We start from the raw sequence: 23,899 nt of genomic DNA on the forward strand, positions 1-23,899 counted from the left end.
ATGTTGTAATCGTTCCGGCCGGATGACCGCGGATCGACCTCAGCCGAGATCGGGCAGCCCGAGCATCAGCCGCATGTTCTGCACGGCCGCGCCCGACGCCCCCTTGCCGAGATTGTCGAGCCGCGCCACCAGCACCGCCTGATGGTGCTTGTCGCTGGCGAACACGTGCAGCTCGAGCTGGTTGGTGTCGTTGAGCGCCTCCGGTTCGAGCCGGCCACTCTTGGCCGCCGCGCCGTCGAGCGGCATCACCGAGACATATTTGCTGCCGGCATAGTGCTTCGCCAGCGCGGCCTGCAGGTCGGCTCCCGAGGGCTTGCCCGGCAGCGTGTCGAGCTGCAGCGGCACGGAGACCAGCATGCCTTGCCGGTAGTTGCCGACGGAGGGAATGAAGATCGGCCGCCGCGTCAGCTTCGAATAGAGCTGCAACTCGGGCAGATGCTTGTGCTCGAGGCTGAGGCCGTACAGCTCGAAATTCGGCGCGGTGCCGTTCTCATAAGCCGCGATCATGGCCTTGCCGCCACCCGAATAGCCGCTCACCGCGTTCACGGTCACCGGATAATCCTGCGGCATCAGTCCGGCATCGACCAGCGGCCGCAGCAGCGCGATGCCGCCGGTCGGATAGCAGCCGGGATTGGAAACCTTGCGGGCATTGCGGATCTTGTCGGCCTGGTCGGCCGCAAGCTCCGGGAAGCCATAGGCCCAGTCCGGTGCGACCCGATACGCGGTCGAGGCGTCCAGCACCTTCGGTGCCGCGCTGCCCATGCCGTCGATCAGCGCGACCGTCTCCTTCGCGGCATCGTCGGGCAGACAAAGGATGACGAGGTCGACCTCGGCCATCAGCGTCCGCTTGGCTTCCGGATCCTTGCGCTTGTCCTCGGCGATCGTCTTCACGACGATGTCGCTCTGATGCGCGAGCCGCTCGGCGATCCCGAGGCCGGTCGTGCCCGAGCCGCCGTCGACGAACACCGAACGCATTGCGGCGCCCGCTCCGGTCTGAGCTTTCGGCGGGTTGCTATCGATCACGGTCATGACACGCTCCTTCAGGTCTGGGTTTCGCCGGCAAAGGCCTGGGGCCGCGCCTGCCGCATGAGAGAGGAAATCTGTTGCGAGCCGATGTCGGGCCGCTCGCCGAGCCGGGTCGCCACCGCGGCGTAGTCGGCCTCGGACTTGTGCTGGTTGAGCTTGAAGCTGCCCTCGACCTCGTCGATCGTCATCACGATGCCGACGATCGCCTTGCGCATCGCCTCCAGTCGGCCGGCCGTCATCTTGTCCGAGGTCCATGGCGTCTTCGGCAACAGCCGCTGCTCGAACTTGGCACTGAGCGCGTCAGCCTGTGCGGCCAGCTCGGCCTCTGACAGCACCTGCGCCGCGCCGGTCAGATGCACCGTCTGATAGAGCCAGGTGGGCACCTGGTCGGGCGAGACGTACCAGTCGGCCGACACATAGGCGTCGGAGCCGTTAACGGCGACCAGCCACGGGGTCTTGCCGTCGGCGAGCTTCACCAGCGGATTGTTGCGGGCAACATGAAAGAACGCCTGTGGCGTACCGTCGTTCAGCGCCCCCAGATGAAATGGCAGCGGGGATGCGATCGGCCGGGTGCCGTCCCACGCGCAGACCGTGCCGAAGCCGCGCGCATCCGCGAAGCCGAGGCTCGCGGCGCGGTCAGGCTTGAAAGGCGGTGGCGTGTACATCGGAAACTCCTGCTGGACGAAGGAGCCGCCTGATCAATCTCGCTGCAAGGGAAAGGTCTGCCGCGGGACCGGATCCGGCGGCAAGGGTGATGATCTAGACGCAGACCATCGCCCGTACCGCGGGGGTACGACGGCGCATGTCGGCGATGAAAATGGTCGCTGCGTTGATCATGGGCGCAGGGCTATAAGACCGCGCGGTTCCTGCGTCAAGGTCGCAACGCGCCGGGCCGCGGATCAGACCGTGCGCCAGAGCCACTCCATGATGCGCCCGATGATGTCGCCGAACAGCAGCAGCACCGCCGACCAGACCAGCGCCGACACGAAATTGGCGATCTGGAACATCATGTAGGGCATCTCGAAGATGCCGGCCGCCAGCGGCACCGAGGCGCGGAGCGGACCGAAGAATCGGCCGATGAAGATGCTCGGCACGCCCCAGTCGCGGACAAAGGCCTCGCCGCGCGGCAGCAGCTCCGGATAGAGCGACAGCGGCCACATCTGGACGACGCGGTCCTTGTAGCGATAGCCGAACCAATAGGACACCCAGTCGCCGAGCGCAGCTCCAATACCGCCCGCCAACCACACCGGCCAGAAGCTGATGCCGGTGGCGCCGATCAGGGCGCCGATCGCGACCAGGGCGCCCCACGCCGGAATCAGCAGCGAGATGAAGGCCAGGGACTCGCCGAAGGCCAGCAGCAGGACGACCGGGGCAGCCCAGGCCTGATGGTCGCGCACGAAATCGGCAACCGCGCGGCCAAAATCTTCCATCTGCTCGACGCCTTTCTGCTTTGGGGCGCTTAAGTGCTTGAAGGCCTTCGCGGTTCCCTGGCGCAGACTGGTACGCCACGGAGCCTGCCGACTTCAAGTCACAACAACCGGCTGTCGCGCGTGAACGCGGCCGAATGGCCTGTCCGCAGCAGGGTCCCTCGTTTCCGGGATCATTGTCTTATGCCGGTCCATGGCATAGTCAGGCGCAACGATTCGTTCCATCTCGCGCAAGCGCAACATCAAGATTCCATGGGTAAGCCGTTGAAATCAGCTGCAAAAGCCAAGGCCAAGGGCGTCGCCGACCCGCTGGCGGCATTCGCCGCAAAGGGCAAGGCCCAGACCAAGCCCGAAGCCAAATCTCCAGCCAAGCCAGCCGCGCGTGCGGCAGGTTCCGAGGGTGAATATACCGCTCGCGACATCGAGGTGCTGGAAGGCCTGGAGCCGGTGCGCCGCCGTCCCGGCATGTACATTGGCGGCACCGATGAGAAGGCGCTGCATCACCTGTTCGCCGAGGTCATCGACAACTCGATGGACGAGGCGCTGGCCGGCCACGCCACCTTCATCGAAGTCGAGCTCGACGCCGAGGGCTTCCTGACCGTCACCGACAACGGCCGCGGCATTCCGATCGACCCGCACCCCAAATTTCCGAAGAAGTCGGCGCTCGAAATCATCATGTGCACCCTGCACGCGGGCGGCAAGTTCGATTCCAAGGTCTATGAGACCTCGGGCGGTCTGCACGGCGTCGGCATCTCCGTGGTGAACGCGCTGTCGACCCGGCTCGAGGTCGAGGTCGCGCGCAACCAAAAGCTCTATCGCATGATCTTCGAGCGCGGCCATCCCAAGGGCAAACTCGAGGAGGTCGGCAAGGCGCCGAACCGCCGCGGCACGCGGGTGCGATTCCAGCCCGACCCGACCATCTTCGGCGCCAAGGCGACGTTCAAGCCGCAGCGCCTGTTCAAGATGGCGCGCTCCAAGGCCTATCTGTTCGGCGGCGTCGAGATCCGCTGGAAGTGCGATCCGTCGCTGCTCAAGGGCATCGAGGACGTCCAGCCCGAGGCGACGTTCCACTTCCCGGGCGGCCTGAAGGACTATCTCGCAGCGGCGATCCACGCCGACACGCTGGTCCATCCCGACATCTTCGCCGGCAAGTCGGGCCGCACCGGCGGCCATGGCGGCTGCGAATGGGCGGTGGCCTGGACCGCCGATGCCGACGGCTTCCTGTCGTCCTATTGCAACACGATTCCGACGCCCGATGGCGGCACGCATGAGTCGGGCATCCGCAGCGCCCTCCTTCGCGGCCTCAAGGACCACGCCGAACGCGTCGGCCAGGGCAAGCGTTCGGCCAACATCACCTCCGAGGACATCATGGCGGGCGCCGCCATCATGCTCTCGGTGTTCGTGCGCGAGCCGGAATTCCAGGGCCAGACCAAGGACCGTCTCGCCACCGCCGAAGCGCAGCGGATCGTCGAGCAGGCGGTCAAGGACCCGTTCGATCACTGGCTGTCCGGCAATCCGGTGCAGGCGAACCGGCTGCTCGACTTCGTCGTCGAGCGCGCCGAGGAGCGCATCCGCCGCCGCCAGGAAAAGGAGACGGCGCGCAAGACCGCGACCAAGAAGCTGCGCCTGCCCGGCAAGCTCGCCGACTGCACCGACGCCGGCACCGAAGGCTCCGAGCTGTTCATCGTCGAGGGCGATTCGGCCGGCGGCAGCGCCAAGCAGGCGCGCGACCGCAAGAAGCAGGCCGTGCTGCCGCTGCGCGGCAAGATTCTCAACGTCGCCTCGGCCGGCAAGGACAAGCTGACCGCCAACGCCCAGCTCGCCGACCTCGTGATGGCGATCGGCGCCGGCACCAACGCCGCGTATCGCGAAGAGGATCTGCGCTACCAGCGGATCATCATCATGACCGACGCCGACGTCGACGGCGCCCACATCGCCTCGCTGCTGATCACCTTCTTCTACCGGCAGATGCCGCGGCTGATTGACGAGGGCCATCTGTACCTCGCCGTGCCGCCGCTCTACCGGCTGACGCATGGCAGCAAGACATTCTACGCCCGCGACGACGCCCATCGCGACGAGCTGCTGAAGCGCGAGTTCAACGCCAACGCCAAGGTCGAGATCGGCCGCTTCAAAGGCCTCGGCGAGATGATGCCCGCGCAGCTCAAGGAAACCACCATGGATCCGGCCAAGCGGACCCTGCTGCGGGTGACGCTGGTCGCCGACGACCGCGACGGCACCGCCGACTCGGTCGAGCGCCTTATGGGCACGAAAGCGGAGGCCCGCTTCGCCTTCATTTCGGAAAAGGCGGAATTTGCCAGCGACGAGCTGCTCGACGTCTAGTTTTTGGCCGGTTTCTCGCGACGATTGCAGGTTCCACGCGCTCGCGTGGGCCTGCTTTTCTCTTTTCTAACCAATACGTTAACACGCCAAACGGCGGTCCGGACCGTACTTTCCCCTGCGGGTGTGCTCAAGCGGCAACAGCTTTTAGGCACCAATCGGCTATAGTCCGGACACATGAGGCGAGGGAATCGTCGCCGCCCGGCACTTACGTCACGACGACTTGGGGATTTTGATATGAAAAAGCTTTTGCTCGCTGCCGCTTCGATCGTGGTGATGACTGGCGCAGCATCGGCTGCTGACCTCGCCGCCCGCCCGTATGCCAAGGCGCCGATGATGGCTCCGGTTGCCCCGAGCTGGACCGGCTTCTACATCTTCGGTGGTGCTGGCGGCGGTCTCTGGGATGCCGACTCGCACACCAACTTCAACGGCGTGCCGGTGACGATCGATCAGCGCGTCGGTGGCGACGGCTTCCTCGGCACCGTCGGTGCTGGCTACGACTGGCAGGTCAACCCGACCTGGGTGTTCGGCGTGTTCGCCGACGGTCAGTTCGGCAGCCTCCGCGGCACCCTGCAGGATCAGTTCGCTGCCCTCACCGGCCGCATCAAGATGGAAACCGCCTGGGCCGCTGGCGCTCGCGTCGGTTACTTGGTTGCGCCGAACGTTCTCTCCTACGTCAACGCCGGTTACTCCGGTTCGCACTGGTCGGGCACCAACCTGACCACGCTGACCGGCGCTGCTTCCGGCTTCCGCACCGACGGTTTCGATCGCGCTGGCTGGTTCGTCGGCGGCGGTGTCGAGAACAACCTGAACATCTTCGGCATCTCGGCGCCGGGCTGGTTCATGAAGACCGAATACCGCGCGGCCTATTACGACCGCAAGGACGTCCTGGTCCGCACCAACGCTGGCCTGGCGACGACCGACAGCGTCTCGTTCAAGCCGTGGGTGCAGACGATCACGACCTCGCTGGTCTACCGCTTCAACTGGACCGGCCCGGTGGTCGCAAAGTACTGAGCCATCGGCGCTCGGCACTGTCCGAATTCTTTGCGAAGAGCCCCGGGTCACCCCCGGGGCTTTTTGTTTTGGGCGCCAACATGCGGCGCTGGTCAGTGTGACGATGCGCCGCTAGGCTGACCTCCACAAAAAAGACGGCAGCAGCGTCTCCGATGCTGTGCAGCCAGTCGACACGGGAGGATGTGGCCATGCGAAGATTCTTGATGATCGGCGGCCTGCTCCTGCTCGCGATCGGCCTGTTCTGGGTCGGTCAGGGCACCGGCGCGGTGGCCTGGCCGCGGACGAGCTTCATGATCAACCAGCTGCAATGGGCCGGCTATGGCGTCGGCATGGGCGCGCTGGGCCTGGTCATGATCTGGCAGGGCACCTGCTGAAATCCCTCTTTCAAATTGATTTGGAGAATGCGCATGGCAGGCCGTTTCGACCTGAGTGGGAAAGTTGCGATCGTCACCGGCGGCAATGGCGGAATCGGTCTGGGAATGGCCCGCGGACTGGCCGACGTCGGCGCCGATATCGCCGTGGTCGGACGCAACGAGGAGAAGTCGCAGGCGGCTGTTACCGATCTCGCCGCCCGCGGTGTCCGCGCCATCGCCGTCAAGACCGACGTCAGCAACAAGGACGATGTCGCCGCGATGGTCGCGCGTGTCACCGCCGAGCTCGGGCGAATCGACATCCTGATCAACAACGCCGGCATGAGCATCCGCAAGCCGCCCCATCTGCTCGAACTGGAGGAATGGCAGGAGGTGATCGATACCAACCTGACCAGCGCCTTCCTGTGCTCCAAGGCCGCCTACCCCGCCCTCAAGGCCAATGGCGGCGGCAAGATCATCAATATCGGGTCGATGCTGTCGATCTTCGGCGCGAGCTTCGCGCCGGCCTATGCCGCCAGCAAGGGCGGCATCGTGCAGTACACGCGCGCCTGTGCCTGCGCCTGGGCGCCCGACAACATCCAGGTCAATGCGATTCTCCCAGGCTGGATCGACACCGATCTGACGCGCGCCGCCCGCAAGCAGATCGACGGCCTGCACGACCGCGTGCTGGGACGCACGCCGGCCGGGCGCTGGGGCGACATCGACGACTTCGCCGGCATCGCAACGTTCCTGAGCTCGCCGGCCGCGGACTTCGTCACGGGCACCGCGATTCCGGTCGACGGCGGCTACTCGATCATGGCCTGACGTTGCGCCTCAGCGCCGGAAGCTCTTGATCTCCGACACGCTGCCGTCGCGATAGGTCAGCTCGACCGAGACGAACTTCGTCGCCGGCGGCAGCTTGAGATAGGGCGTCGCGTTGGAGGGAATCGCGCTGGGGTCGCGCATGTCGCAGCCGGGCATGTTCAGCACCTTGTCCGGCACGGCCGAGTCGATGCCGATGCGCACCTCGCGGATCGCGCAGCGATACGACATCAGGTGCGTGTAGTAGACGAGCAGCCCGTTGAACTCGCGGAACGACAGCCAGCTCGTCGCGGTCATGTCGAGGATCTTGCGCTGGTCGCGCACCAGCGCGGTCTCCGGCTCGAACCGGATCGGAAATGGCCCCTGCATTTCGCCGGAGGCATCGACATAGCGGACCTGGATGGTGCCTGCGGGCTCGTCCGCCGGCAGCTGGATCGACGGATTGGGCATGCGCTTGCGCGTGCGCGGATCCAGCACGTCCATGAAGCCGGTCTCGCGGAAGTCTCCGCTTTCACCCATGCGCCAGGAAATGCCGAGCGTCGGGTCGGCGATCGAGAACGTGACGGTCCAGCCGCCATTGTGGCGCGAGAACATCGCGATCGGCGCGTTCAGGATCTCGTTGGCCGGCGGGATCTTCGGCGCGGAGACCGGCGGCAGCGCCGCGAGCTTCTGCTGCGGCTCGGCCGGCTTGTCGGCGACCGGCCCCTTGGCCATCCCGTTGAGGAAGACATCGTCGACCATCTGGTCGAAATAGACCGGGATCTGCTTGTGGCGCACGGTCTCGGCGAGTTCGCTGACGGCGCGCCGGGTGCGCTGAGCGACCTGGACGAGGTTGACTCCGGGCTGCGTCAGCTCCTTGGCGAAGGTGCGCGTGAACACCGAATTCGGATTGGCGTCATCATTCGAAAGCCGGTCGAGCGCGGTCTGCCGCGGACCGGCCGAGAACACCGAGAACACGCCCTCGGGCAGCTGCGTCATCGGCGCCAAGCCGCCGCCACCTGCGACGGCGCGCGTGCCCGAACGCTCGAACGGATTGTTGCGGCAGGCGTCGAAGACCAGGATGGAGGTGCGCGCCTTCTTGTTCTGCAGCCGCTCGATGATGCGGTCGGCAAGGATCGAGGCGTCGCGCACCAGCTCCTCCTGCCCTTCAGTCGCGGCCGGCACGTCCGTCGGCAGCAGGAAGTTCTGGCCGGCGATCTCGAAGCCATGGCCGGCGTAGAAGAAGAACGCGGTATCGCCTGGCTCGACCGCGTTGTCGAACGCGAGCAGCGTCTGGCTGAACTGCTGCCGATTCAGGTTTTCCGCAACCATGACGTTGAAGCCGAGCTGCTTCAGCGTATCGCCCATGGTGCGCGCGTCGTTGACGGCCTTCTGCAGCTTCGGGACGTAACGATAGTCGTTGTTGCCGACGACGAGCGCCACGCGCTTCTCGGCATGGGCGGCCGGAGCCACGACCATGGCCAGCAGGGCCACCAGGAGCGCCTGCACCGTCCGCATCGATCTCATCATTCGTCCCTGCCCTCGTCGCATGAGGCTGCGCCTCCGATAGTCGGCCGCCCCTCACCGCCGGTTCACGCAGCCAGGCTGGTGCGCCCTGCCCCGGCGGCTTGGCGCCGAACACACGCCGCAATTCCGTCGACAATTCGACGGCGCCTCGCCTTGCCATTCCGGCGCGCCGACTTCGGTGACCCCGAAGTGCGACGGCAAGACGACGAGTTGCCCGGAAAAAATGCAAAAACATTAAGCTTTTTCGGCACTTCGCGACCCTCTTCCATTGACTTTGCGCGATTCGCCCCTATCTTCCGCAGCAGCGCGGCCGGGAAATCCGATTCCTGAGAAATTCGCCGCCGGTCAGCGTAAGTCAGAAAACCCCCAGCTTCCTTAGAGCATGCCGTTTCGGGGTTGAACGCGACCACAGCCTTTTACCCCTCGATTCCTAACGGCGGCGTCGAATAGAGGCCCCGTCGCCTGTTGGCGCGTGACATAGAGGCTCGATGTCTTTTTCCAATCTCGGCTTGTCCGACAAGGTGTTGGCTGCAGTAGCGGCAACCGGATACACCACGCCCACTCCCATTCAGGAACAGGCGATTCCGCATGTGCTGGCGCGCCGCGACGTTCTCGGCATCGCCCAGACCGGCACCGGCAAGACCGCCGCCTTCGTCCTGCCGATGCTCACCATCCTGGAAAAGGGCCGCGCCCGCGCGCGGATGCCGCGCACGCTGATCCTGGAACCGACCCGCGAGCTCGCCGCCCAGGTCAAAGAGAATTTCGACCGCTACGGCGTCGGACAGAAGCTCAACGTCGCCCTGCTGATCGGCGGCGTTTCTTTCGGTGACCAGGATGCCAAGCTGACCCGCGGCGTCGACGTCCTGATCGCGACGCCGGGCCGCCTGCTCGACCACACCGAGCGCGGCGGGCTGCTGCTGACCGGTGTCGAGCTCCTGGTCATCGACGAAGCCGACCGCATGCTCGACATGGGCTTCATTCCGGACATCGAGCGCATCTGCAAGCTCGTGCCCTTCACCCGGCAGACCCTGTTCTTCACCGCGACCATGCCGCCGGAAATCCGGCGCATCACCGACGCCTTCCTGCATAATCCGCAGAAGGTCGAAGTCTCCAAGCCGGCTACGACCGCGGTCACCGTCACCCAGTTGCAGGTGCCGTCGGGACGCGAGGCGCATCAGAAGCGCGACGTGCTGCGCCGCCTGCTGCGCGAGGCCAAGGATCTCAAGAACGCAATCATCTTCTGCAACCGCAAGCGCGACGTCGCGATCGTGCACAAATCGCTGCAGAAGCACGGCTTCAGCGTCGGCGCTCTGCACGGCGACATGGACCAGTCGGCGCGCATGGCGGCGCTCGATCAGTTCCGCAAGGGCGAGCTGCCGCTGCTCGTGGCCTCCGACGTCGCCGCCCGCGGCCTCGACATTCCCGAAGTCAGCCACGTCTTCAATTTCGACGTGCCGCATCATTCCGACGACTACGTCCATCGCATTGGCCGCACCGGCCGCGCCGGCCGCACCGGAACCGCGATCTCGATCGTGTCTCCCGCCGATCAGAAATCGGTCGTCGCCATCGAGAAGCTGATCGGTCAGCCCATCCCGCAGATCGAAGGCAACTACGAGGTCGAGGACTCCTCGCACGACGACGAGCAGCGTGAACGTCGTCCGCGCGATCGCGACAGTTCACGGCGCAGCCGCGGCAAGGCTCCCCGTGAGCGGGAACCTCGCGAGCCCCGTGAGCGGGAGCGCGAGCCGCGGGAGCCCCGTGAGCGAGAACCGCGTCCGGCCGCTGCCGCTCCGCGCGCACCGCAGGCCGCCACGCCGCGCCCCGCACCCGCACCCGCGACCCGCAGCGATCAGCCGCGCAATGAGCATCGCCGTTCACGGCGCGATCAGGACAATGAGCCTGCAGATCATTCACATCTTCCGGCGTTTCTGCTGCGCCCGGTGCGCGCGCCGCTGCCTTGATCAACTCGATGTTCCGAGCGGCTCGAGATGAAGCGCGCTCGGAACTCTCACGCTCATCTGAGTTCCGCCTTCTCAGGTGAGTTCCGGTGAACTAACCAACCTAGGTTAGTCACCGTCAGGTGGTTCAGATCCGCTCAAATCGAACGATGCCGGCACAGTGACCTGGGGAGTGACACAGCACCGCGTCGCCTCACCACATATGTAGCTCATCGAGCATATGAGCTGTGGAATACCGCCGAACGGCGCGCAGCCGCTCCGCAACTCTACGGCCGTATTTACCCCTGGTTCACGAACGTCCTTTAGCTTGGCCGGCATTGTTTATTTCATTGCTGTGACGGCAACGCGGGCGATTGGGGAGGACCTGTTGTGGTCAACGCGCTTGACGAACACGAACGCACGATGGGCTTCGCCGAGGTCGCGCTCAGCCAGATCAAAACGCTTCGCCACTCGGCCACTCCGCGCAACTACGAGATCTGGTACGTCTACGCGACCGGCTACAATGCGCCGCTGAACGACGTCATCAACGAGACGCTGTCGCGCAACGGCAAGCTGACGCAATCCGACCTCGATCAGCTCTACGAATCCTACCTCGCGCATCTCAAGACATCAGATCGCATCGACAAGGTCGGCGCACGGGTCGTCGGCGAGATCGACGACCTCATGGGCATGATCACCGATGCCCTGGGCCGAACCGCGAGCTATGACGCGAGTCTCGCCGGTGCCGATCGCATGCTGGCGTCGGCGACCAATCGCGAGCAACTGGTCGACATCATCGAAGCGCTGGCGCACTCCACCAAGGAGATGCGCGAGACCAACCGGATTCTCGAGGAACGGCTGTCGCTGTCCAAGGACGAGATCAGCGGCCTGCAGCACAGCCTCGAAGTGATCCGCGCCGAAAGCCTGACCGATCCGCTGACCGGACTCGGCAACCGGAAGTATTTCGACCGGATGATCGAAACGACCGTGCAGACGGGGCTCGTGACCAAGCAGCCGCTGTCGCTCCTGATGTTCGACATCGATCATTTCAAGTCGTTCAACGACTCCTACGGGCACCTCACCGGAGACCAGGTGCTGCGCCTGGTCGGGATGACCTTGAAGCACGCGATCAAGGGCCAGGACATCGCCGCGCGCTATGGTGGCGAGGAGTTCGCCGTCGTGCTCCCGAACACGTCGCTGCAGCACGCGCTGACGGTGGCGGACCAGATTCGCCGCGCCGTGACCGCGAAGGAGCTGAAGAAGAAGTCGACCGGAGAGATCCTTGGACGCGTCACCATCTCGGTCGGCGTGTCGGTTCTGCGCGCCAGCGACGATACAGACGCCCTGATCGAACGCGCCGACGCCTGCCTCTACGCGGCCAAGCGCAACGGCCGCAACAGGGTGGTGTGCGAGAACGATCCGGAGTGCGCAGCCGCCACGCAGGTCGCCTGACAGCGCGGAAATCAGCGCGTCCGGGAGGACGCTGAGCGCGTTGTCCGACCTGATGCGGCCTTGCGCCCTGTTGCAGACGTCTTGGTAGGACTTTTGGCGACTTTGCGAGTCTTGGCTGCCTTGGCCTTGCTCACGGCTTTCTTGATGCCGCTCGACTTTGCCTTGCTCGACTCGGCCTTGCTCGACTGTAGCCCCGCCTCCTTCACGGCCTGTGCGCTGCGCGGCACGGCGCGCTTCTTCCTCGTCTGCTTGGCAAGGGCGGCTCGCTGAGCCGCTGCGAATGCCTCTTTCGCCCAGAGTGCGAATTCGTCGGTGTCGTCGAACAGATGCGCCGGCACCTGCCAATACGAGCGCACGGTCATGCTGCGGGCACGGGTTTCGTAGGAAAACGGCTTCGATCCCGCAGCCTCGAACTTGTCGAAGCTCGTCTCGTCGGCCCGCAGGTAGAGCCCGCTGCGCAGGGCAAGCGCGAAGTTGATGCCGTCGGCGGAGATGCCGAAGCCGGAGAACATGCGCCGGATCGTGACCGGACCGAATCCGGCGAACAGATCCACCAGAAATTCTCGGTCCATCGCGATGCCTCCCGCCCAACCTCGCTTGTGGTGGAAGTTGTCGGTCGGGACGGCGGCGTGTGTCAATGTCCGGAACACAACAATGTCCCGGATGCGTCCTGGCGGAAAGGAGACGATCAGACCTCGGCGGGCTTCAGCTGCACCGACTCGCCGCAGCCGCAGGCGCTGATCTGGTTCGGGTTGTTGAACACGAACTGGGCCTGCATCTTGTCGGTCTGGTAGTCCATCTCGGTGCCGAGCAGGAACAGCACGGCCTTGGGGTCGACCAGGATCTTCACGCCCTTGTCCTCGACGACCTCGTCCGTCGGACGGATGTCATGGGCATATTCGACCGTGTAGGACTGGCCGGCACAGCCGCCGTTCTTGACACCGACTCGCAGGCCGATGATCTCCGACTCCGCGCGCCCGGTGAGTTCGCGGATGCGCGCGGCGGCCGCTTCGGTCAGCCGCATCACCTGCGGACGGGGCCGCGGCTTCGGCTTAGTGGCGACTGGCGTGTTGGTCATATCGGTCATCTGGTCAATCCCGGCGGTCGATCAATGCCGCCCGTCATTCAAACTTCGTGCCTCACCACATGTTGAGGACGAGGCGTGCCTCATCGCTCATCCGGTCCGGGGTCCATTGCGGCTCCCAGACGATGTTGACGTTCACCACGCCGACCCCTGGGACGCTGGCGATGGCGTTCTCGACCATCGTCGGCAGTTCGCCGGCGGCCGGGCAGTTCGGCGTCGTCAGCGTCATCACCACGTCGACGCTGCGGTCGTCCTTGATGTCGACCTTGTAGATCAGGCCGAGCTCGTAGATGTCGGCCGGGATCTCCGGATCGAACACCGTCTTCAACGCCGCGATGATCTCGGTGGACAACCGTTCGGTTTCCTCCGGCGGCAGCGCCGACTGCGTTTCGACAGTTTGAGTTTTGACTTCGGCCGTGTCGGTCATGCAAACAAATCCCGCGCCTTGATCAATGCCTGTGCCAGCTGATCGATCTCTTCCCTCGTATTGTACATGCCAAACGAGGCCCGGCAGGTCGCCGTGACGTTGAATCTCTCCAAAAGCGGCATCACGCAATGCGTGCCCGCGCGCACCGCGACGCCCTGCCGGTCGATCACGGTCGCGACATCATGCGCATGCGCGCCCTTCATCTCGAACGAGATCACCGGCCCCTTGCCCTTGGCAGTGCCGATCAATCTGACCGAGTTGATCTCGCGCAGCCGCTCCTGAGCGTAAGTGAGCAGGTCGTGCTCGTGCGCGGCGATACGCTCCTTGCCGACCGAATTGACGTAGTCGATCGCAGCGCCCAGGCCGACGGCCTCGACGATCATCGGCGTGCCCGCCTCGAAGCGATGCGGCGGATCACCATAGGTGACGACATCGCGGGAGACCTCGCGGATCATCTCGCCGCCGCCGTTGAAGGGGCGCATCGCGGCAAGCGTGTCGTATTTGCCGTAGAGCACGCCGATGCCGGTCGGCCCGTACAGCTTGTGGCCAGTGAAGACGTAGAAGTCGCAGTCGATGTCCTGGACGTCGATGGCGAGATGCACCGCCGCCTGGCTGCCGTCGATCAGCACCGGGATGCCGCGCGCATGCGCCAGCCGCACGACCTCCTTCACCGGGACGAGCGTACCAAGCATGTTCGACATCTGCGTGATCGCAACGATCTTCGTCTTCGGCGTCAGCAGCTTCTCGAACTCGTCGATCAGGAAGTTGCCGTCGTCGTCGACCGGGGCCCACTTGATCACGGCGCCCTGGCGCTCGCGCAAGAAGTGCCACGGCACGATGTTGGAATGGTGCTCCATGATCGAGAGCACGATCTCATCGCCCTCGCCGATGTTCGCGCCGCCCCAGGACGCCGCAACGAGGTTGATCGCCTCGGTCGCATTGCGGGTGAAGATGATCTCCTCGCTGCGCCTTGCATTGAGGAAGCGTGTCACCCGTTCGCGGCCGCCCTCATAGGCTTCCGTCGCGGCGTTGGCGAGATAATGCAGGCCGCGATGCACGTTGGCGTATTCGCTGGTGTAGGCCTGCGTCATGCGGTCGAGCACCGCGCGCGGCTTCTGCGCCGAGGCGGCGTTGTCGAGATAGACGAGCGGCTTGCCGTAGACCTGCAGCGCCAGCGCCGGGAAATCCTCGCGGATGCGCGCGACGTCGTAGGACCCGTTGGAAACGGCGGGATGCGTGCTCATGCGCGGGCCTCCAGCCAGTCCTGCGCAGTCGCAATCACGCGCTCGCGCAGGCTATCGTCCTCGATCGCCTCGATGGCCTCACCGACGAAGGCCTGGATCAGCAGCGCCTGGGCCTGCTTCTCGGGCAGGCCGCGGGCGCGCAGGTAGAACAGCAGGCTGTCGTCGAGCGCGCCGGCGGTCGCGCCATGGCCGCAGGAGACGTCGTCGGCGAAGATCTCGAGCTCCGGCTTCGCGTCGGCCTCGGCCTCGTCGGACAGCAGCAGCGCCCGCGTCATCATCTTGCCGTCGGTCTGCTGCGCGTCGGGACGGACGATGATGCGGCCCTGAAACACCGAATGGGCGCGATCGTCGAGCACCGCGCGGAAGTTCTCTCGGCTGGTGCACCCCGGCACGGCGTGGTCGACCACCAGCGTCATGTCGCCATGCTGCTTGTCGCGCAGCAGGTTGACGCCGTTGACGATCAGCTCGCTGGACTCGCCCGCGAGCGTGAAGAACGCCTGCAGCCGGCTGACCGCGCCGCCGCTGGTCATGTTGAACAGGCTGAGCTTGGACTTGGCGCCAACCGTGAACAGCTCGGACGATACGTTCACCGCGTCGGCGGCATCGCGCATCAGACGGATATGCGACAGCTGAGCGCCGTCGCCGACCCAGATGACAGCGGCGTCGTTGGCCTGATAGGTGGCAACGCCATCAGCGGCGATCGACGTCTCGACAAGTGTCGCGCGCGCGCCCTGCCCGACCTTCACATGCGAGCGGCTGTAGCGTGCGGCCTTCGACGCGGTGGCGACGTGGATCAGGTGCAACGGCGCGGACGGCTGCGTCCCATCGGCCACCGTCACCACGACGCCGTCGGTCGCGAGCGCCGCGTTCAGCGACAGCATGGGGTCGCTGGCCTTGGTGAGCAGCAGGTCGCCGCGGGCCTCGTTCGAGGCGTCGTCCAGCACCGCGCGCAGCGTCCGCACGCTGAGGCCCGCCGGCAGCGCGGAGAGATCCGACAGTTCGGCGGCAACGACGCCGTCGACCAGCACCAGCTTCGCCGCCCCTTCGATCGCAACAGAGGCGATCGCAGCCGTCACCCGCGCCAACGCCGCCGCATCCGGCGCGCCGGCCAAGGGCAGCACCTCGCGCACAAGCGCGCGCAAGTCCGTGTACTTCCATTCCTCGATGCGCCGGTGCGGCAGGCCTGTGCGCTCGAAGGCGGCAAAAGCCTCGCGCCTGACATCCGCCACCTTGCCGGCGCCGGGCAGCCGGCCCTGGGCGGCAGCAAACAGGCTGCTCGCCGCCGGACCGCTGTCGTTCTTGACCAGAGCTACGTTCATCACAGATCCATTCACGGGCTCAGGCCGCATCTTCGAACTGGGCGTAACCGGACGCCTCCAGCTCGAGCGCGAGCTCCTTGCCGCCGCTCTTCACGACGCGGCCCTTCGACATCACGTGAACGACGTCGGGCACGATGTAGTTCAGCAGCCGCTGATAGTGGGTGATCACGATCATCGAGCGCTCGGGCGAGCGCAGCGCGTTGACGCCATCTGCGGCAATGCGCAGCGCATCGATGTCGAGGCCGGAATCCATCTCGTCGAGGATGCACAGCGACGGCTGGAACAGCGCCATCTGCAGCACCTCGTTGCGCTTCTTCTCGCCGCCGGAGAAGCCAACATTGACGCCGCGCTTCAGCATGTCCTGCGGGATGCTGAGCTGTTTGGAGATCTCGCGCACCTTCTTCAGGAAGTCCGGGGTCGAATACTCCTCCTCGCCCCGCGCCTTGCGCTGCGCGTTGAGCGCGGTGCGCAGGAAGGTCATGGTGGCGACGCCGGGGATCTCGACCGGATATTGGAACGCCAGGAACACGCCCTTGGCGGCGCGCTCGTCCGGATCCATGGCAAGCAGATCCTCGCCCTTGAACAGGATCTCGCCGCCGGTCACCTCATAGCCCGGCTTGCCGGCGATGACGTGGGACAGCGTCGACTTGCCGGAGCCGTTCGGCCCCATGATCGCGTGCACCTTGCCGGCGTCGATCGAAAGCGTCAGCCCGTGGAGAATCTCGCGCTCCTCGACGCGGACCTGCAGGTTCTTGATTTCGAGTAGTGCCATGGGTCAGTCCTGATCCTGGTCAATCAGCTCCAGACGCTTTTCGATGCGATCGAGCCGAACTTTGATTGCTGCGATATCCTGGTGGTCGTGATCCTGGATGGTCACGACACCTGAGAGGTGCTGGCGGATCGCCGTCATTTCGACGCTGAGGGTCTGCATCCAATCCGCCATCTTGCTCATGTCCGAGCGGATCGCCCGGAGATGTTCGAGAACAAGATTGTCGGGTTCGACCATCAGCCCACGCTCCCCTCCAAGGAGATCGAGATCAGCTTCTGCGCCTCGACGGCGAACTCCATCGGCAGCTGCTGCAGCACGTCCTTGACGAAGCCGTTGACGACGAGCCCGACCGCCTCTTCTTGCGAAAGACCGCGCTGGATGCAGTAGAACAGCACGTCCTCGGAGATCTTGGACGTCGTCGCCTCATGCTCGAAGGTCGCCGAAGAGTTCTTCGCCTCGATGTAGGGCACGGTGTGCGCGCCGCATCTGTCGCCGATCAAGAGCGAGTCGCAGGCGGTGAAGTTGCGCGCGCCGGTCGCTTTCCGATGCGCCGTCACCAGACCGCGATAGGTGTTCTGCGAACGACCCGCCGCGATACCCTTGGAGATGATGCGGCTCGACGTGTTCTTGCCGAGATGGATCATCTTGGTGCCGCTATCGACCTGCTGGAAGCCGTTCGAGATCGCGATCGAGTAGAACTCGCCGCGCGAATTGTCGCCGCGCAGGATGCAGCTCGGATATTTCCAGGTGATCGCCGAACCGGTCTCGACCTGAGTCCAGGAGATCTTGGAATTGGCGCCACGGCAGTCGCCACGCTTGGTGACGAAATTGTAGATGCCGCCCTTGCCCTCCGAATTGCCCGGATACCAGTTCTGCACCGTCGAGTACTTGATCTCGGCGTCGTCCATCGCGACGAGCTCGACGACAGCAGCATGCAGCTGGTTCTCGTCGCGCTGTGGCGCCGTGCAGCCTTCCAAGTAGGAGACGTAAGCGCCCTTGTCGGCGATGATCAGCGTGCGCTCGAACTGGCCGGTGTTGCGCTCGTTGATGCGGAAATAGGTCGACAGCTCCATCGGGCAGCGCACGCCCGGCGGCACGTAGACGAACGAGCCGTCGGAGAACACCGCCGAGTTCAAGGTGGCGTAGAAATTGTCCGAGGTCGGCACGACGCTGCCGAGATATTTCTGCACCAGCTCGGGATGCTCGCGGATCGCTTCCGAGATCGGCATGAAGATCACGCCGGCCTTCTTCAGCTCCTCCTTGAACGTCGTCGCCACCGACACCGAATCGAACACGGCGTCGACCGCGATCTTGCGCGTCTCCGGAGTGCCGGCGCCGGGCTTCGGCTCCACGCCTTCGAGGATTGCGACCTCGCGCAGGGGGATGCCGAGCTTTTCATAGGTCTTCAGGATCTCCGGATCGATCTCGTCGATCGAGGAGAGCTGCTTCTTCGGCTTCGGCGCGGAGTAGTAATACAGATCCTGGAAGTCGATCTTCGGGTAGTCGACGCGCGCCCAGGTCGGCTCCTGCATGGTCAGCCAGCGGCGATAGGCCTCCAGGCGCCATTCGAGCATCCAGGCGGGCTCGTTCTTCTTGCCCGAGATGAAGCGGATCGTGTCTTCGGACAGGCCCTTGGGGGCCTTCTCGGATTCGATGACTGTCTCGAATCCATAGCGATATTGGTCAACGTCGATCCGCCTGACGCGGTCGACCGTCTCTTGTACGGCTGGCATTCCATCCTCCGCTCGCGGTTTCAAGGACCGCGGTGGACATCTCTGGAACCGTCTTACGACGTTTCGCGGACGAAATCACGCCCTTAGAATCGCTCAAGCACGGTTTCGTTGCCACCTTTAAGTAGGGTCAATGACAGCTTTCGCCAAGCCTCGACGACCCGATCGACCTCCGCCTCCGTGGTGGACCAGCCCAGACTGAGGCGCACCGCTCCCTGGGCGGCGGCGGAACCCGCGCCCATCGCTTCCAGGACATGGGACGGCTGGACCTTGCCGGAGGAGCAGGCCGAGCCGGAAGATATTGCAATACCTGCGAGATCGAAGCCGATCACCGCCGTCTCGGCTTTCATCCCGGGCGCGGTGAACAGCGTGGTATTGGGCAGCCGGGCCGCCGCGGACGAAAACACCGTCAAGCCGCGCGTCTGGCACAAGCCCGCCTCCAGCCGCTCGCGCAGGGCCGTGACCCGAGGCAGATCCACCTCCAGCGCCGCCAGGGCCGCGCCGGCGGCGGCCCCGAAGCCGGCGATCCCGGTCAGGTTCTCGGTTCCGGCCCGGCGGCCGCGCTCCTGCCCGCCGCCACGCAGCAGCGGAACGAGGTCGTCGAGGCCTGTGCCGAGCACCAGTGCGCCGACGCCTTTCGGGCCGCCGATCTTGTGCGCAGAAACGGTCACAAGGCCAGCACCCATCCACTTGATATCAAGCGGGATTTTTCCAAACGCCTGGACCGCGTCGACGTGCAGCAGGCCGCCCGCCTGGCGCACGAGCTCAGCGACTTCTGAGATCGGTTGAAGCACGCCGGTCTCGTTGTTGGCGGCCATCACGGAGACCAGCGCCGGCGGGCCGCTCGCCAGCAGGGCTTCGAGACGATCGAGATCCACCACGCCGGACGGCCCCACCGGAATAGTCTGCACGAGGTCCGCCGGGAACCGCCCGCCCGCCAGCACCGAGGCATGCTCGACCGCCGAGACCAAGAGACGTTCGACCGCACCGCCGGGCGCCTTCAGCCCCGGGCTGAGCGCCAGCACATTGGCCTCGGTTCCGCCCGAAGTGAACACGACGCGCCGCGCGGTGGTGCCGAGCCCGCGCGCGATCACCTCGCGGGCATCTTCCATCAGCCGGCGCGCCTTGCGGCCTTCGGCGTGCACCGAGGACGGATTGCCGACGAGATTCATGGCCGCAAGCATCGCCGCCCGCGCCTCGGGGCGCAGCGGCGTCGTCGCATTCCAGTCGCAATAGACCCTGTCGGCCATGTCCCGCTCATATCAACTCGGTTCGCGATCGACCACCACGCATCAACGCCGGCCGATTGTGATCTGCCCTGCTGCCGCCAGGGCGGCACGGTGGTATCGTCGCATGCGAGATTGAGATGGTGAGTGCGGTCCCATGAGCAAGCTGACCGGTCTGATCCTGCGTCCGAACGACCGGACCTTCTATGCGACGACCGCCGCGCTGGCGGCCGGGGTCGGCATCATCAATGCCTTCTCGTCGGCCCATGACGCTGCCCGGCGCGGTGCGACCTACGATCTCGCAAAGCCGCTGGTGTGGGAGATGACCAGCATTCTGGTCATCATTCTGCTCACCCCGCTGCTGGTCGCGACGGTCCGATCGATCCGATCATCATCCGGCGCCCTGCATCGCGTCGTGATCCCGGCGATGACGCTGATTGCGTTCTCGGCGCTGCACATGCTGGGCATGGTGGCGCTACGCAAGCTCGTGATGTGGTCACAGGGTGGCAGCTATGATTTCGATCTCTCCTGGCCGACCGTCCTGTACGAGTTTCGCAAGGACACCATGACCGCGCTGCTCATCGGCACCACGCTGTGGCTCTGGGACGGCTTTCACGCAGCCAAACAAGAAGTGTCCTCCAGCGCGACTGACCCCCCTGTCCCCGCCGCTCTATGGCTGCGTGACGGCACGAGCCGGATCCGGATCGCGCCGTCCGACATCCTGTGGGTCGCCTCCGCCGGAAATTATGTCGAATACACCATGGCCGACGGCCGCCAGCATCTAATCCGCGGCACGCTCGCGGCCACCGAGACCGAGTTGGCCCGCTTCAATCTCGTCCGCATTCATCGCAGCCGGCTGGTCAACATGGCCCGCGTGACCGCGTTGTCATCGCTGCCGACGGGCGATTTCACCCTGACATTCGACAGCGGCCACAAGGTGCAGGGCAGCCGCCGCTTCCGCAGCGCCGTTCCACACCCGACACCGCCACGCGCGGGCGCTCCCGCCGACGAGGAAAATTCCAAGGTTTTCAATTGACTGCAGGAAGATGCGAAGCAACCGCCGCGGTGTCCGGGTCGGCCCCGCGGCCTGCTCGGTGCAGTGCTGTGGGCGTTGCCAGGCGTTGAAAATCCTTGCTTTTTGCCCCGCGCTCCATGCTAGAAGGCCAACTTCCAGTCACGCCAGCCCCGCTCCGTCCAAGCGAACGGATGGTGCTCGATCACCACTTTTCCTGCAGCTTGTCCCCTGCTGATGTCTTCGGCGAGGCGCCAGATGAAGCACGGACGAAGTCGGTCGATGCTCTGCCAAGGATTCTCTGATGCCTGAAGTCATCTTCAACGGTCCGGCCGGCCGCCTCGAAGGCCGTTACCATCCGGCGAAGCAAAAGAACGCGCCGATCGCGATGATCCTGCATCCGCATCCGCAGTTCCATGGCACGATGAACCATCAGATCGTGTACCAGTGCTACTACGCCTTCGCGCATCGCGGCTTCTCGGTGCTGCGCTTCAATTTCCGCGGCGTCGGCCGCAGCCAGGGATCGTTCGACCACGGCACGGGCGAGCTGTCGGACGCGGCGTCGGCGCTCGACTGGGCGCAGACCATCAACCCCGAGGCGCGCGCCTGCTGGGTCGCCGGCTTCTCGTTCGGCGCCTGGATCGGCATGCAGCTGCTGATGCGCCGCCCCGAGGTCGAGGGCTTCATCTCGATAGCCCCGCCTGCCAACCTCTACGACTTCTCGTTCCTGGCGCCCTGCCCGTCCTCGGGCCTGATCGTGCACGGTGAGAAGGATGCCGTGGTGCCGCCGAAGGACGTCAACACGCTGGTCGAGAAGCTGAAGACGCAGAAGGGCATCGTGATCGACCAGCAGGTCATTCCCGGCGCCAACCACTTCTTCGACGGCAAGCTCGAGCCGCTGATGGAGACCATCACGGCCTATCTGGACATGCGCCTCGCCAATGTGAGGTGACGCCGGCCTGATCCGCGGGCGCGAATATCGCTGCCCGCGGCTCTTACGTCGATGCGAGCTTCAACGCTCCAATGCCGGCCAGCACCAGCACAACGCCGACAAGCTTTGTCAGGTTCAGCGCCTCGCCGAACAGCAGCACGCCCATGAGCACCGTGCCGGCGGCGCCGATGCCGGTCCAGACCGCGTAGGCGATCCCGACCTCCAGTACCTGCAGCGCGCGCCCGAGCAGGAACACGAAAGCGGCAAGCAGCAGCAGCGACACGACGCTCCAGCCGGGCCGCGTATAACCTTCCGCATATTTCATCGAGATCGCCCAGCCGACATCGAGCACGCCAGCGATGATCAGCGCAAGCCAGGCGAGCGGCTGGGACATCACGCCGCCTGCTTCAACAAATAAGCATCGTGCCGCGTGAGGAAGGCACGGAGCAGCTGCGGATAGTCGGCGCTGACCGCCGTCGTCACGCTCGGCCGCAGCGCGAGTTGAGCGCGCCATGCGCTAACCTTCGGCGTGGCGGCGAAGATGCCGAGATCACCATAGGCATCGAACACATCGAAATAGCGGAAGACCGGCGCGAACACCGCGTCGACGAGGCTGAACGGCGCGCCGGCGAAATACGGCCCCTCGCCCAAGGCGTCCTCGACGCGCGCGAACTTCGCCGTCAGCGCCTCGCGCTTGGCCGCGAACACCTGAGCGTCCTGCGTCGTCTCCAGGCCCCAGAGGTCGCCGAGGATCGCCGAGCCGAACTCCATCCAGGCGCGATGCTGCGCCCGCGCCAGCGCGTCCTGCGGATGCAGCTTCGCGCCACCTTGCGTCTCCTCGATGTACTCGCAGATCACGTTGCTCTCGAACAGCGCCACCTCGCCCTGCGGCGTGGGCACCACCAGCACCGGCACCTTGCCGAGCGGCGAGAGCTTCAAGAACCAGTCGGGCTTGTTGGCGAGATCGATATCGATCCGCTCGAAAGCGATGCCCTTCTCGGTAAGCGCGATGACGGCGCGCTGCACATAGGGGCAAAGCCTGTGGCTGATCAGCTTCAGGGAGGGCGACATGACATCCTCGGCAGTTTGATGCAGATGCATCAAACTAGATGCACTTGCATGAACCTGTCAAGGACGATGCATCTGCATGGATCAGGGCCGCGCGATCACCCCGCCGGTCATCGGAAACGGCACCCCCGTCGTGGCCGGATAGCTCAGCGGCAGCCCCTTCATGCCGCGCACGGCCAGGAAGCCGAACGCCTGGGCCTCGATGGCGTCGGCCGACCAGCCGAGCGCGTCCGCCGATTCGACGCTCGCCGGCGCCACGCGCTCCCTGAGCATCCGCATCATGGTGTGGTTGCGGGCTCCGCCGCCGCAGACGATCCAGCTCGCCGGCGGCTTCGGCAGCAAAGGCACGATCCGGGCAATGGCGGCCGCGGTGAACGCCGTCAGCGTGGCCGCGCCATCCGCCGGGCTCGCGGCGTCCAGCTTCAGCGCGGCAAAATCATTGCGGTCGAGCGACTTCGGCGGCGGCAGCGCGAAGAACGGCCGCGCCAGCGCATCGGCGATCCACGCCTCGTTCGGCGCGCCCTGCTCCGCCAGGCGGCCGTCCTGGTCGAACGCCTGCCCGGTCGTGCGGTGCATGAAATCGTCGAGCAGCGCATTGCCCGGCCCGGTGTCGCAGGCGATCAGGACGTCGTCGCCGTCGATATAGGTGATGTTGGAGACGCCACCGATGTTCACCACGGCGATCGGCCCTTGCCGCGACAGCGATTGCGCCAGCGCGCGGTGATAGACCGGCACGAAGGGCGCGCCCTGCCCGCCGAAATCGACGTCGGCGGCGCGAAAATCGTGCATCACGGGGATATGGACGGATTTGGCGAGCGCGCCGGCATCGCCGATCTGCACCGTCAGGCGGCGCTCGGGGCGATGCAGCACGGTCTGGCCGTGGAAGCCGATGATGTCGATATCCTCCGGCATCAGCCGGTGCTGGGCGAGGAACGCCGCGATCGCCTCGGCATGCGCCACCGTGACGGCCTGCTCGGCGTCGCGAACCCGCCCCGGCCGCGCCTCGCGCCGCTCGATCTGCACGGCATCGGCGAGCGCCTCCCGCAGCAGGCTGCGCTCGGCGGGACTGTAGGGCCGATACCCGGAGGGACCGAGCGTCTTGACGAGCCGCCCGTCGGTTTCGATCAAGGCCACGTCGACCCCGTCCAGCGAGGTGCCACTCATGAGGCCAAGTGCGGTCAGAATCATTGCAGTCGAACCCGAAAATCCTGGCCTCGC

Annotated in this window: 24 protein-coding genes; 8 read left to right on the forward strand and 16 right to left on the reverse strand. The window is 65.3% G+C overall.

Features of this window, described 5'->3' with window-relative positions; translation table 11 throughout:
- Positions 1–39: 39 nt before the first annotated feature.
- The 3 genes from argC to ACQR0Z_RS18755 form a co-directional block, all read right to left on the reverse strand.
- Positions 40–1,029, reverse strand: coding sequence for an N-acetyl-gamma-glutamyl-phosphate reductase (argC, locus tag ACQR0Z_RS18745; protein WP_434919614.1), 990 nt, complete (start codon positions 1,027–1,029; stop codon positions 40–42).
- 11 nt (positions 1,030–1,040) lie between these two features.
- Complete coding sequence (locus ACQR0Z_RS18750) at positions 1,041–1,691, reverse strand: FMN-binding negative transcriptional regulator (RefSeq protein ID WP_434860879.1); 651 nt, start codon at positions 1,689–1,691, stop codon at positions 1,041–1,043.
- Between the two features lie 234 nt (positions 1,692–1,925).
- Positions 1,926–2,456, reverse strand: coding sequence for a DedA family protein (locus ACQR0Z_RS18755; protein ID WP_434919615.1), 531 nt, complete (start codon positions 2,454–2,456; stop codon positions 1,926–1,928).
- A gap of 249 nt (positions 2,457–2,705) precedes the next feature.
- Between ACQR0Z_RS18755 and parE the strand changes: the two genes are divergently transcribed.
- The 4 genes from parE (at position 2,706) to ACQR0Z_RS18775 (ending at position 6,979) form a co-directional block, all read left to right on the forward strand.
- Positions 2,706–4,793, forward strand: coding sequence for a DNA topoisomerase IV subunit B (gene parE / locus ACQR0Z_RS18760; protein WP_434860881.1), 2,088 nt, complete (start codon positions 2,706–2,708; stop codon positions 4,791–4,793).
- A gap of 234 nt (positions 4,794–5,027) precedes the next feature.
- A complete protein-coding gene (locus ACQR0Z_RS18765) occupies positions 5,028–5,804 on the forward strand; it encodes an outer membrane protein (protein WP_434860882.1) in 777 nt (258 codons plus the stop codon).
- A gap of 188 nt (positions 5,805–5,992) precedes the next feature.
- Positions 5,993–6,178 carry a hypothetical protein gene (locus tag ACQR0Z_RS18770; RefSeq protein WP_434919616.1) on the forward strand — a complete coding sequence of 62 codons (186 nt, stop codon included), beginning with the start codon at positions 5,993–5,995 and terminating at the stop codon, positions 6,176–6,178.
- Positions 6,179–6,211: 33 nt separating this feature from the next.
- The gene (locus ACQR0Z_RS18775) at positions 6,212–6,979 is read left to right on the forward strand and encodes an SDR family NAD(P)-dependent oxidoreductase (protein WP_434919617.1); all 768 of its coding nucleotides are present in this window, start codon (positions 6,212–6,214) and stop codon (positions 6,977–6,979) included.
- Between the two features lie 9 nt (positions 6,980–6,988).
- Here ACQR0Z_RS18775 and ACQR0Z_RS18780 read toward each other — a convergent pair whose 3' ends face one another.
- Complete coding sequence (locus ACQR0Z_RS18780; RefSeq protein ID WP_434875927.1) at positions 6,989–8,485, reverse strand: caspase family protein; 1,497 nt, start codon at positions 8,483–8,485, stop codon at positions 6,989–6,991.
- A gap of 485 nt (positions 8,486–8,970) precedes the next feature.
- On the opposite strand from ACQR0Z_RS18780, the gene ACQR0Z_RS18785 reads away from it, so the two are divergent.
- Both ACQR0Z_RS18785 and ACQR0Z_RS18790 read left to right on the forward strand, forming a co-directional pair.
- Positions 8,971–10,443, forward strand: coding sequence for a DEAD/DEAH box helicase (locus tag ACQR0Z_RS18785; protein ID WP_434919618.1), 1,473 nt, complete (start codon positions 8,971–8,973; stop codon positions 10,441–10,443).
- 366 nt (positions 10,444–10,809) lie between these two features.
- Complete coding sequence (locus ACQR0Z_RS18790; RefSeq protein WP_434919619.1) at positions 10,810–11,871, forward strand: GGDEF domain-containing protein; 1,062 nt, start codon at positions 10,810–10,812, stop codon at positions 11,869–11,871.
- An 11-nt stretch (positions 11,872–11,882) separates the two neighbouring features.
- Here ACQR0Z_RS18790 and ACQR0Z_RS18795 read toward each other — a convergent pair whose 3' ends face one another.
- From ACQR0Z_RS18795 to ACQR0Z_RS18835, 9 genes are all read right to left on the reverse strand, one after another.
- Complete coding sequence (locus ACQR0Z_RS18795) at positions 11,883–12,443, reverse strand: TfoX/Sxy family protein (RefSeq protein ID WP_434919620.1); 561 nt, start codon at positions 12,441–12,443, stop codon at positions 11,883–11,885.
- Positions 12,444–12,559: 116 nt separating this feature from the next.
- The gene (locus ACQR0Z_RS18800; protein ID WP_434860915.1) at positions 12,560–12,949 is read right to left on the reverse strand and encodes a HesB/IscA family protein; all 390 of its coding nucleotides are present in this window, start codon (positions 12,947–12,949) and stop codon (positions 12,560–12,562) included.
- 61 nt (positions 12,950–13,010) lie between these two features.
- Positions 13,011–13,382: an SUF system Fe-S cluster assembly protein gene (locus tag ACQR0Z_RS18805; RefSeq protein WP_434875924.1), complete on the reverse strand. Its 372-nt coding sequence runs from the start codon at positions 13,380–13,382 to the stop codon at positions 13,011–13,013.
- Positions 13,379–14,626 (reverse strand): cysteine desulfurase, encoded by a 1,248-nt coding sequence (locus ACQR0Z_RS18810; RefSeq protein ID WP_434919621.1) that lies wholly within the window; start codon positions 14,624–14,626, stop codon positions 13,379–13,381. Before ACQR0Z_RS18810 ends, ACQR0Z_RS18805 begins: the two co-directional genes overlap by 4 nt.
- Entirely contained in the window at positions 14,623–15,945 is a 1,323-nt protein-coding gene (gene sufD, locus ACQR0Z_RS18815) for a Fe-S cluster assembly protein SufD (protein ID WP_434919622.1), read from the reverse strand. Before sufD ends, ACQR0Z_RS18810 begins: the two co-directional genes overlap by 4 nt.
- 19 nt (positions 15,946–15,964) lie before the next feature.
- A complete protein-coding gene (sufC, locus tag ACQR0Z_RS18820) occupies positions 15,965–16,717 on the reverse strand; it encodes a Fe-S cluster assembly ATPase SufC (RefSeq protein WP_434860891.1) in 753 nt (250 codons plus the stop codon).
- 3 nt (positions 16,718–16,720) lie between these two features.
- Complete coding sequence (locus tag ACQR0Z_RS18825; protein WP_434875921.1) at positions 16,721–16,951, reverse strand: hypothetical protein; 231 nt, start codon at positions 16,949–16,951, stop codon at positions 16,721–16,723.
- On the reverse strand, positions 16,951–18,447 hold the full coding sequence (gene sufB, locus ACQR0Z_RS18830; protein ID WP_434919623.1) for a Fe-S cluster assembly protein SufB: 1,497 nt from the start codon (positions 18,445–18,447) through the stop codon (positions 16,951–16,953). The genes ACQR0Z_RS18825 and sufB overlap by 1 nt, the downstream gene beginning before the upstream one ends.
- Positions 18,448–18,530: 83 nt before the next feature.
- On the reverse strand, positions 18,531–19,694 hold the full coding sequence (locus ACQR0Z_RS18835) for a cysteine desulfurase family protein (RefSeq protein WP_434919624.1): 1,164 nt from the start codon (positions 19,692–19,694) through the stop codon (positions 18,531–18,533).
- 133 nt (positions 19,695–19,827) lie between these two features.
- Between ACQR0Z_RS18835 and ACQR0Z_RS18840 the strand changes: the two genes are divergently transcribed.
- Together ACQR0Z_RS18840 and ACQR0Z_RS18845 are read left to right on the forward strand one after the other, a co-directional pair.
- On the forward strand, positions 19,828–20,706 hold the full coding sequence (locus ACQR0Z_RS18840) for a LytTR family DNA-binding domain-containing protein (RefSeq protein WP_434919625.1): 879 nt from the start codon (positions 19,828–19,830) through the stop codon (positions 20,704–20,706).
- A 280-nt stretch (positions 20,707–20,986) separates the two neighbouring features.
- Positions 20,987–21,634, forward strand: a complete 648-nt coding sequence (locus tag ACQR0Z_RS18845; RefSeq protein ID WP_006614822.1) for an alpha/beta hydrolase — start codon at positions 20,987–20,989, stop codon at positions 21,632–21,634.
- Between the two features lie 43 nt (positions 21,635–21,677).
- On the opposite strand, the gene ACQR0Z_RS18850 is transcribed toward ACQR0Z_RS18845, so the two are convergent.
- From ACQR0Z_RS18850 to ACQR0Z_RS18860, 3 genes are all read right to left on the reverse strand, one after another.
- On the reverse strand, positions 21,678–22,007 hold the full coding sequence (locus tag ACQR0Z_RS18850) for a DMT family transporter (protein ID WP_434860895.1): 330 nt from the start codon (positions 22,005–22,007) through the stop codon (positions 21,678–21,680).
- Positions 22,007–22,684 (reverse strand): glutathione S-transferase family protein, encoded by a 678-nt coding sequence (locus ACQR0Z_RS18855; RefSeq protein WP_434919626.1) that lies wholly within the window; start codon positions 22,682–22,684, stop codon positions 22,007–22,009. The genes ACQR0Z_RS18850 and ACQR0Z_RS18855 overlap by 1 nt, the downstream gene beginning before the upstream one ends.
- 81 nt (positions 22,685–22,765) lie before the next feature.
- Positions 22,766–23,869 (reverse strand): anhydro-N-acetylmuramic acid kinase, encoded by a 1,104-nt coding sequence (locus ACQR0Z_RS18860; RefSeq protein ID WP_434919627.1) that lies wholly within the window; start codon positions 23,867–23,869, stop codon positions 22,766–22,768.
- Positions 23,870–23,899: the final 30 nt, after the last annotated feature.

The sequence above is a fragment of the Bradyrhizobium sp. HKCCYLS3077 genome (genome assembly GCF_051167555.1).
Taxonomy (GTDB): Bacteria; Pseudomonadota; Alphaproteobacteria; order Rhizobiales; family Xanthobacteraceae; genus Bradyrhizobium.

Coding starts and splice junctions, on each gene's coding strand:
- argC (WP_434919614.1), bottom strand. CDS start 1,029: ATGACCGTGATCGATAGCAACCCGCCGAAAGCTCAGACCGGAGCGGGC.
- ACQR0Z_RS18750 (WP_434860879.1), bottom strand. CDS start 1,691: ATGTACACGCCACCGCCTTTCAAGCCTGACCGCGCCGCGAGCCTCGGC.
- ACQR0Z_RS18755 (WP_434919615.1), bottom strand. CDS start 2,456: ATGGAAGATTTTGGCCGCGCGGTTGCCGATTTCGTGCGCGACCATCAG.
- parE (WP_434860881.1), top strand. CDS start 2,706: ATGGGTAAGCCGTTGAAATCAGCTGCAAAAGCCAAGGCCAAGGGCGTC.
- ACQR0Z_RS18765 (WP_434860882.1), top strand. CDS start 5,028: ATGAAAAAGCTTTTGCTCGCTGCCGCTTCGATCGTGGTGATGACTGGC.
- ACQR0Z_RS18770 (WP_434919616.1), top strand. CDS start 5,993: ATGCGAAGATTCTTGATGATCGGCGGCCTGCTCCTGCTCGCGATCGGC.
- ACQR0Z_RS18775 (WP_434919617.1), top strand. CDS start 6,212: ATGGCAGGCCGTTTCGACCTGAGTGGGAAAGTTGCGATCGTCACCGGC.
- ACQR0Z_RS18780 (WP_434875927.1), bottom strand. CDS start 8,485: ATGATGAGATCGATGCGGACGGTGCAGGCGCTCCTGGTGGCCCTGCTG.
- ACQR0Z_RS18785 (WP_434919618.1), top strand. CDS start 8,971: ATGTCTTTTTCCAATCTCGGCTTGTCCGACAAGGTGTTGGCTGCAGTA.
- ACQR0Z_RS18795 (WP_434919620.1), bottom strand. CDS start 12,443: ATGGACCGAGAATTTCTGGTGGATCTGTTCGCCGGATTCGGTCCGGTC.
- ACQR0Z_RS18800 (WP_434860915.1), bottom strand. CDS start 12,949: ATGACCAACACGCCAGTCGCCACTAAGCCGAAGCCGCGGCCCCGTCCG.
- ACQR0Z_RS18805 (WP_434875924.1), bottom strand. CDS start 13,382: ATGACCGACACGGCCGAAGTCAAAACTCAAACTGTCGAAACGCAGTCG.
- ACQR0Z_RS18810 (WP_434919621.1), bottom strand. CDS start 14,626: ATGAGCACGCATCCCGCCGTTTCCAACGGGTCCTACGACGTCGCGCGC.
- sufD (WP_434919622.1), bottom strand. CDS start 15,945: ATGAACGTAGCTCTGGTCAAGAACGACAGCGGTCCGGCGGCGAGCAGC.
- sufC (WP_434860891.1), bottom strand. CDS start 16,717: ATGGCACTACTCGAAATCAAGAACCTGCAGGTCCGCGTCGAGGAGCGC.
- ACQR0Z_RS18825 (WP_434875921.1), bottom strand. CDS start 16,951: ATGGTCGAACCCGACAATCTTGTTCTCGAACATCTCCGGGCGATCCGC.
- sufB (WP_434919623.1), bottom strand. CDS start 18,447: ATGCCAGCCGTACAAGAGACGGTCGACCGCGTCAGGCGGATCGACGTT.
- ACQR0Z_RS18835 (WP_434919624.1), bottom strand. CDS start 19,694: ATGGCCGACAGGGTCTATTGCGACTGGAATGCGACGACGCCGCTGCGC.
- ACQR0Z_RS18840 (WP_434919625.1), top strand. CDS start 19,828: ATGAGCAAGCTGACCGGTCTGATCCTGCGTCCGAACGACCGGACCTTC.
- ACQR0Z_RS18845 (WP_006614822.1), top strand. CDS start 20,987: ATGCCTGAAGTCATCTTCAACGGTCCGGCCGGCCGCCTCGAAGGCCGT.
- ACQR0Z_RS18850 (WP_434860895.1), bottom strand. CDS start 22,007: ATGTCCCAGCCGCTCGCCTGGCTTGCGCTGATCATCGCTGGCGTGCTC.
- ACQR0Z_RS18855 (WP_434919626.1), bottom strand. CDS start 22,684: ATGTCGCCCTCCCTGAAGCTGATCAGCCACAGGCTTTGCCCCTATGTG.
- ACQR0Z_RS18860 (WP_434919627.1), bottom strand. CDS start 23,869: ATGATTCTGACCGCACTTGGCCTCATGAGTGGCACCTCGCTGGACGGG.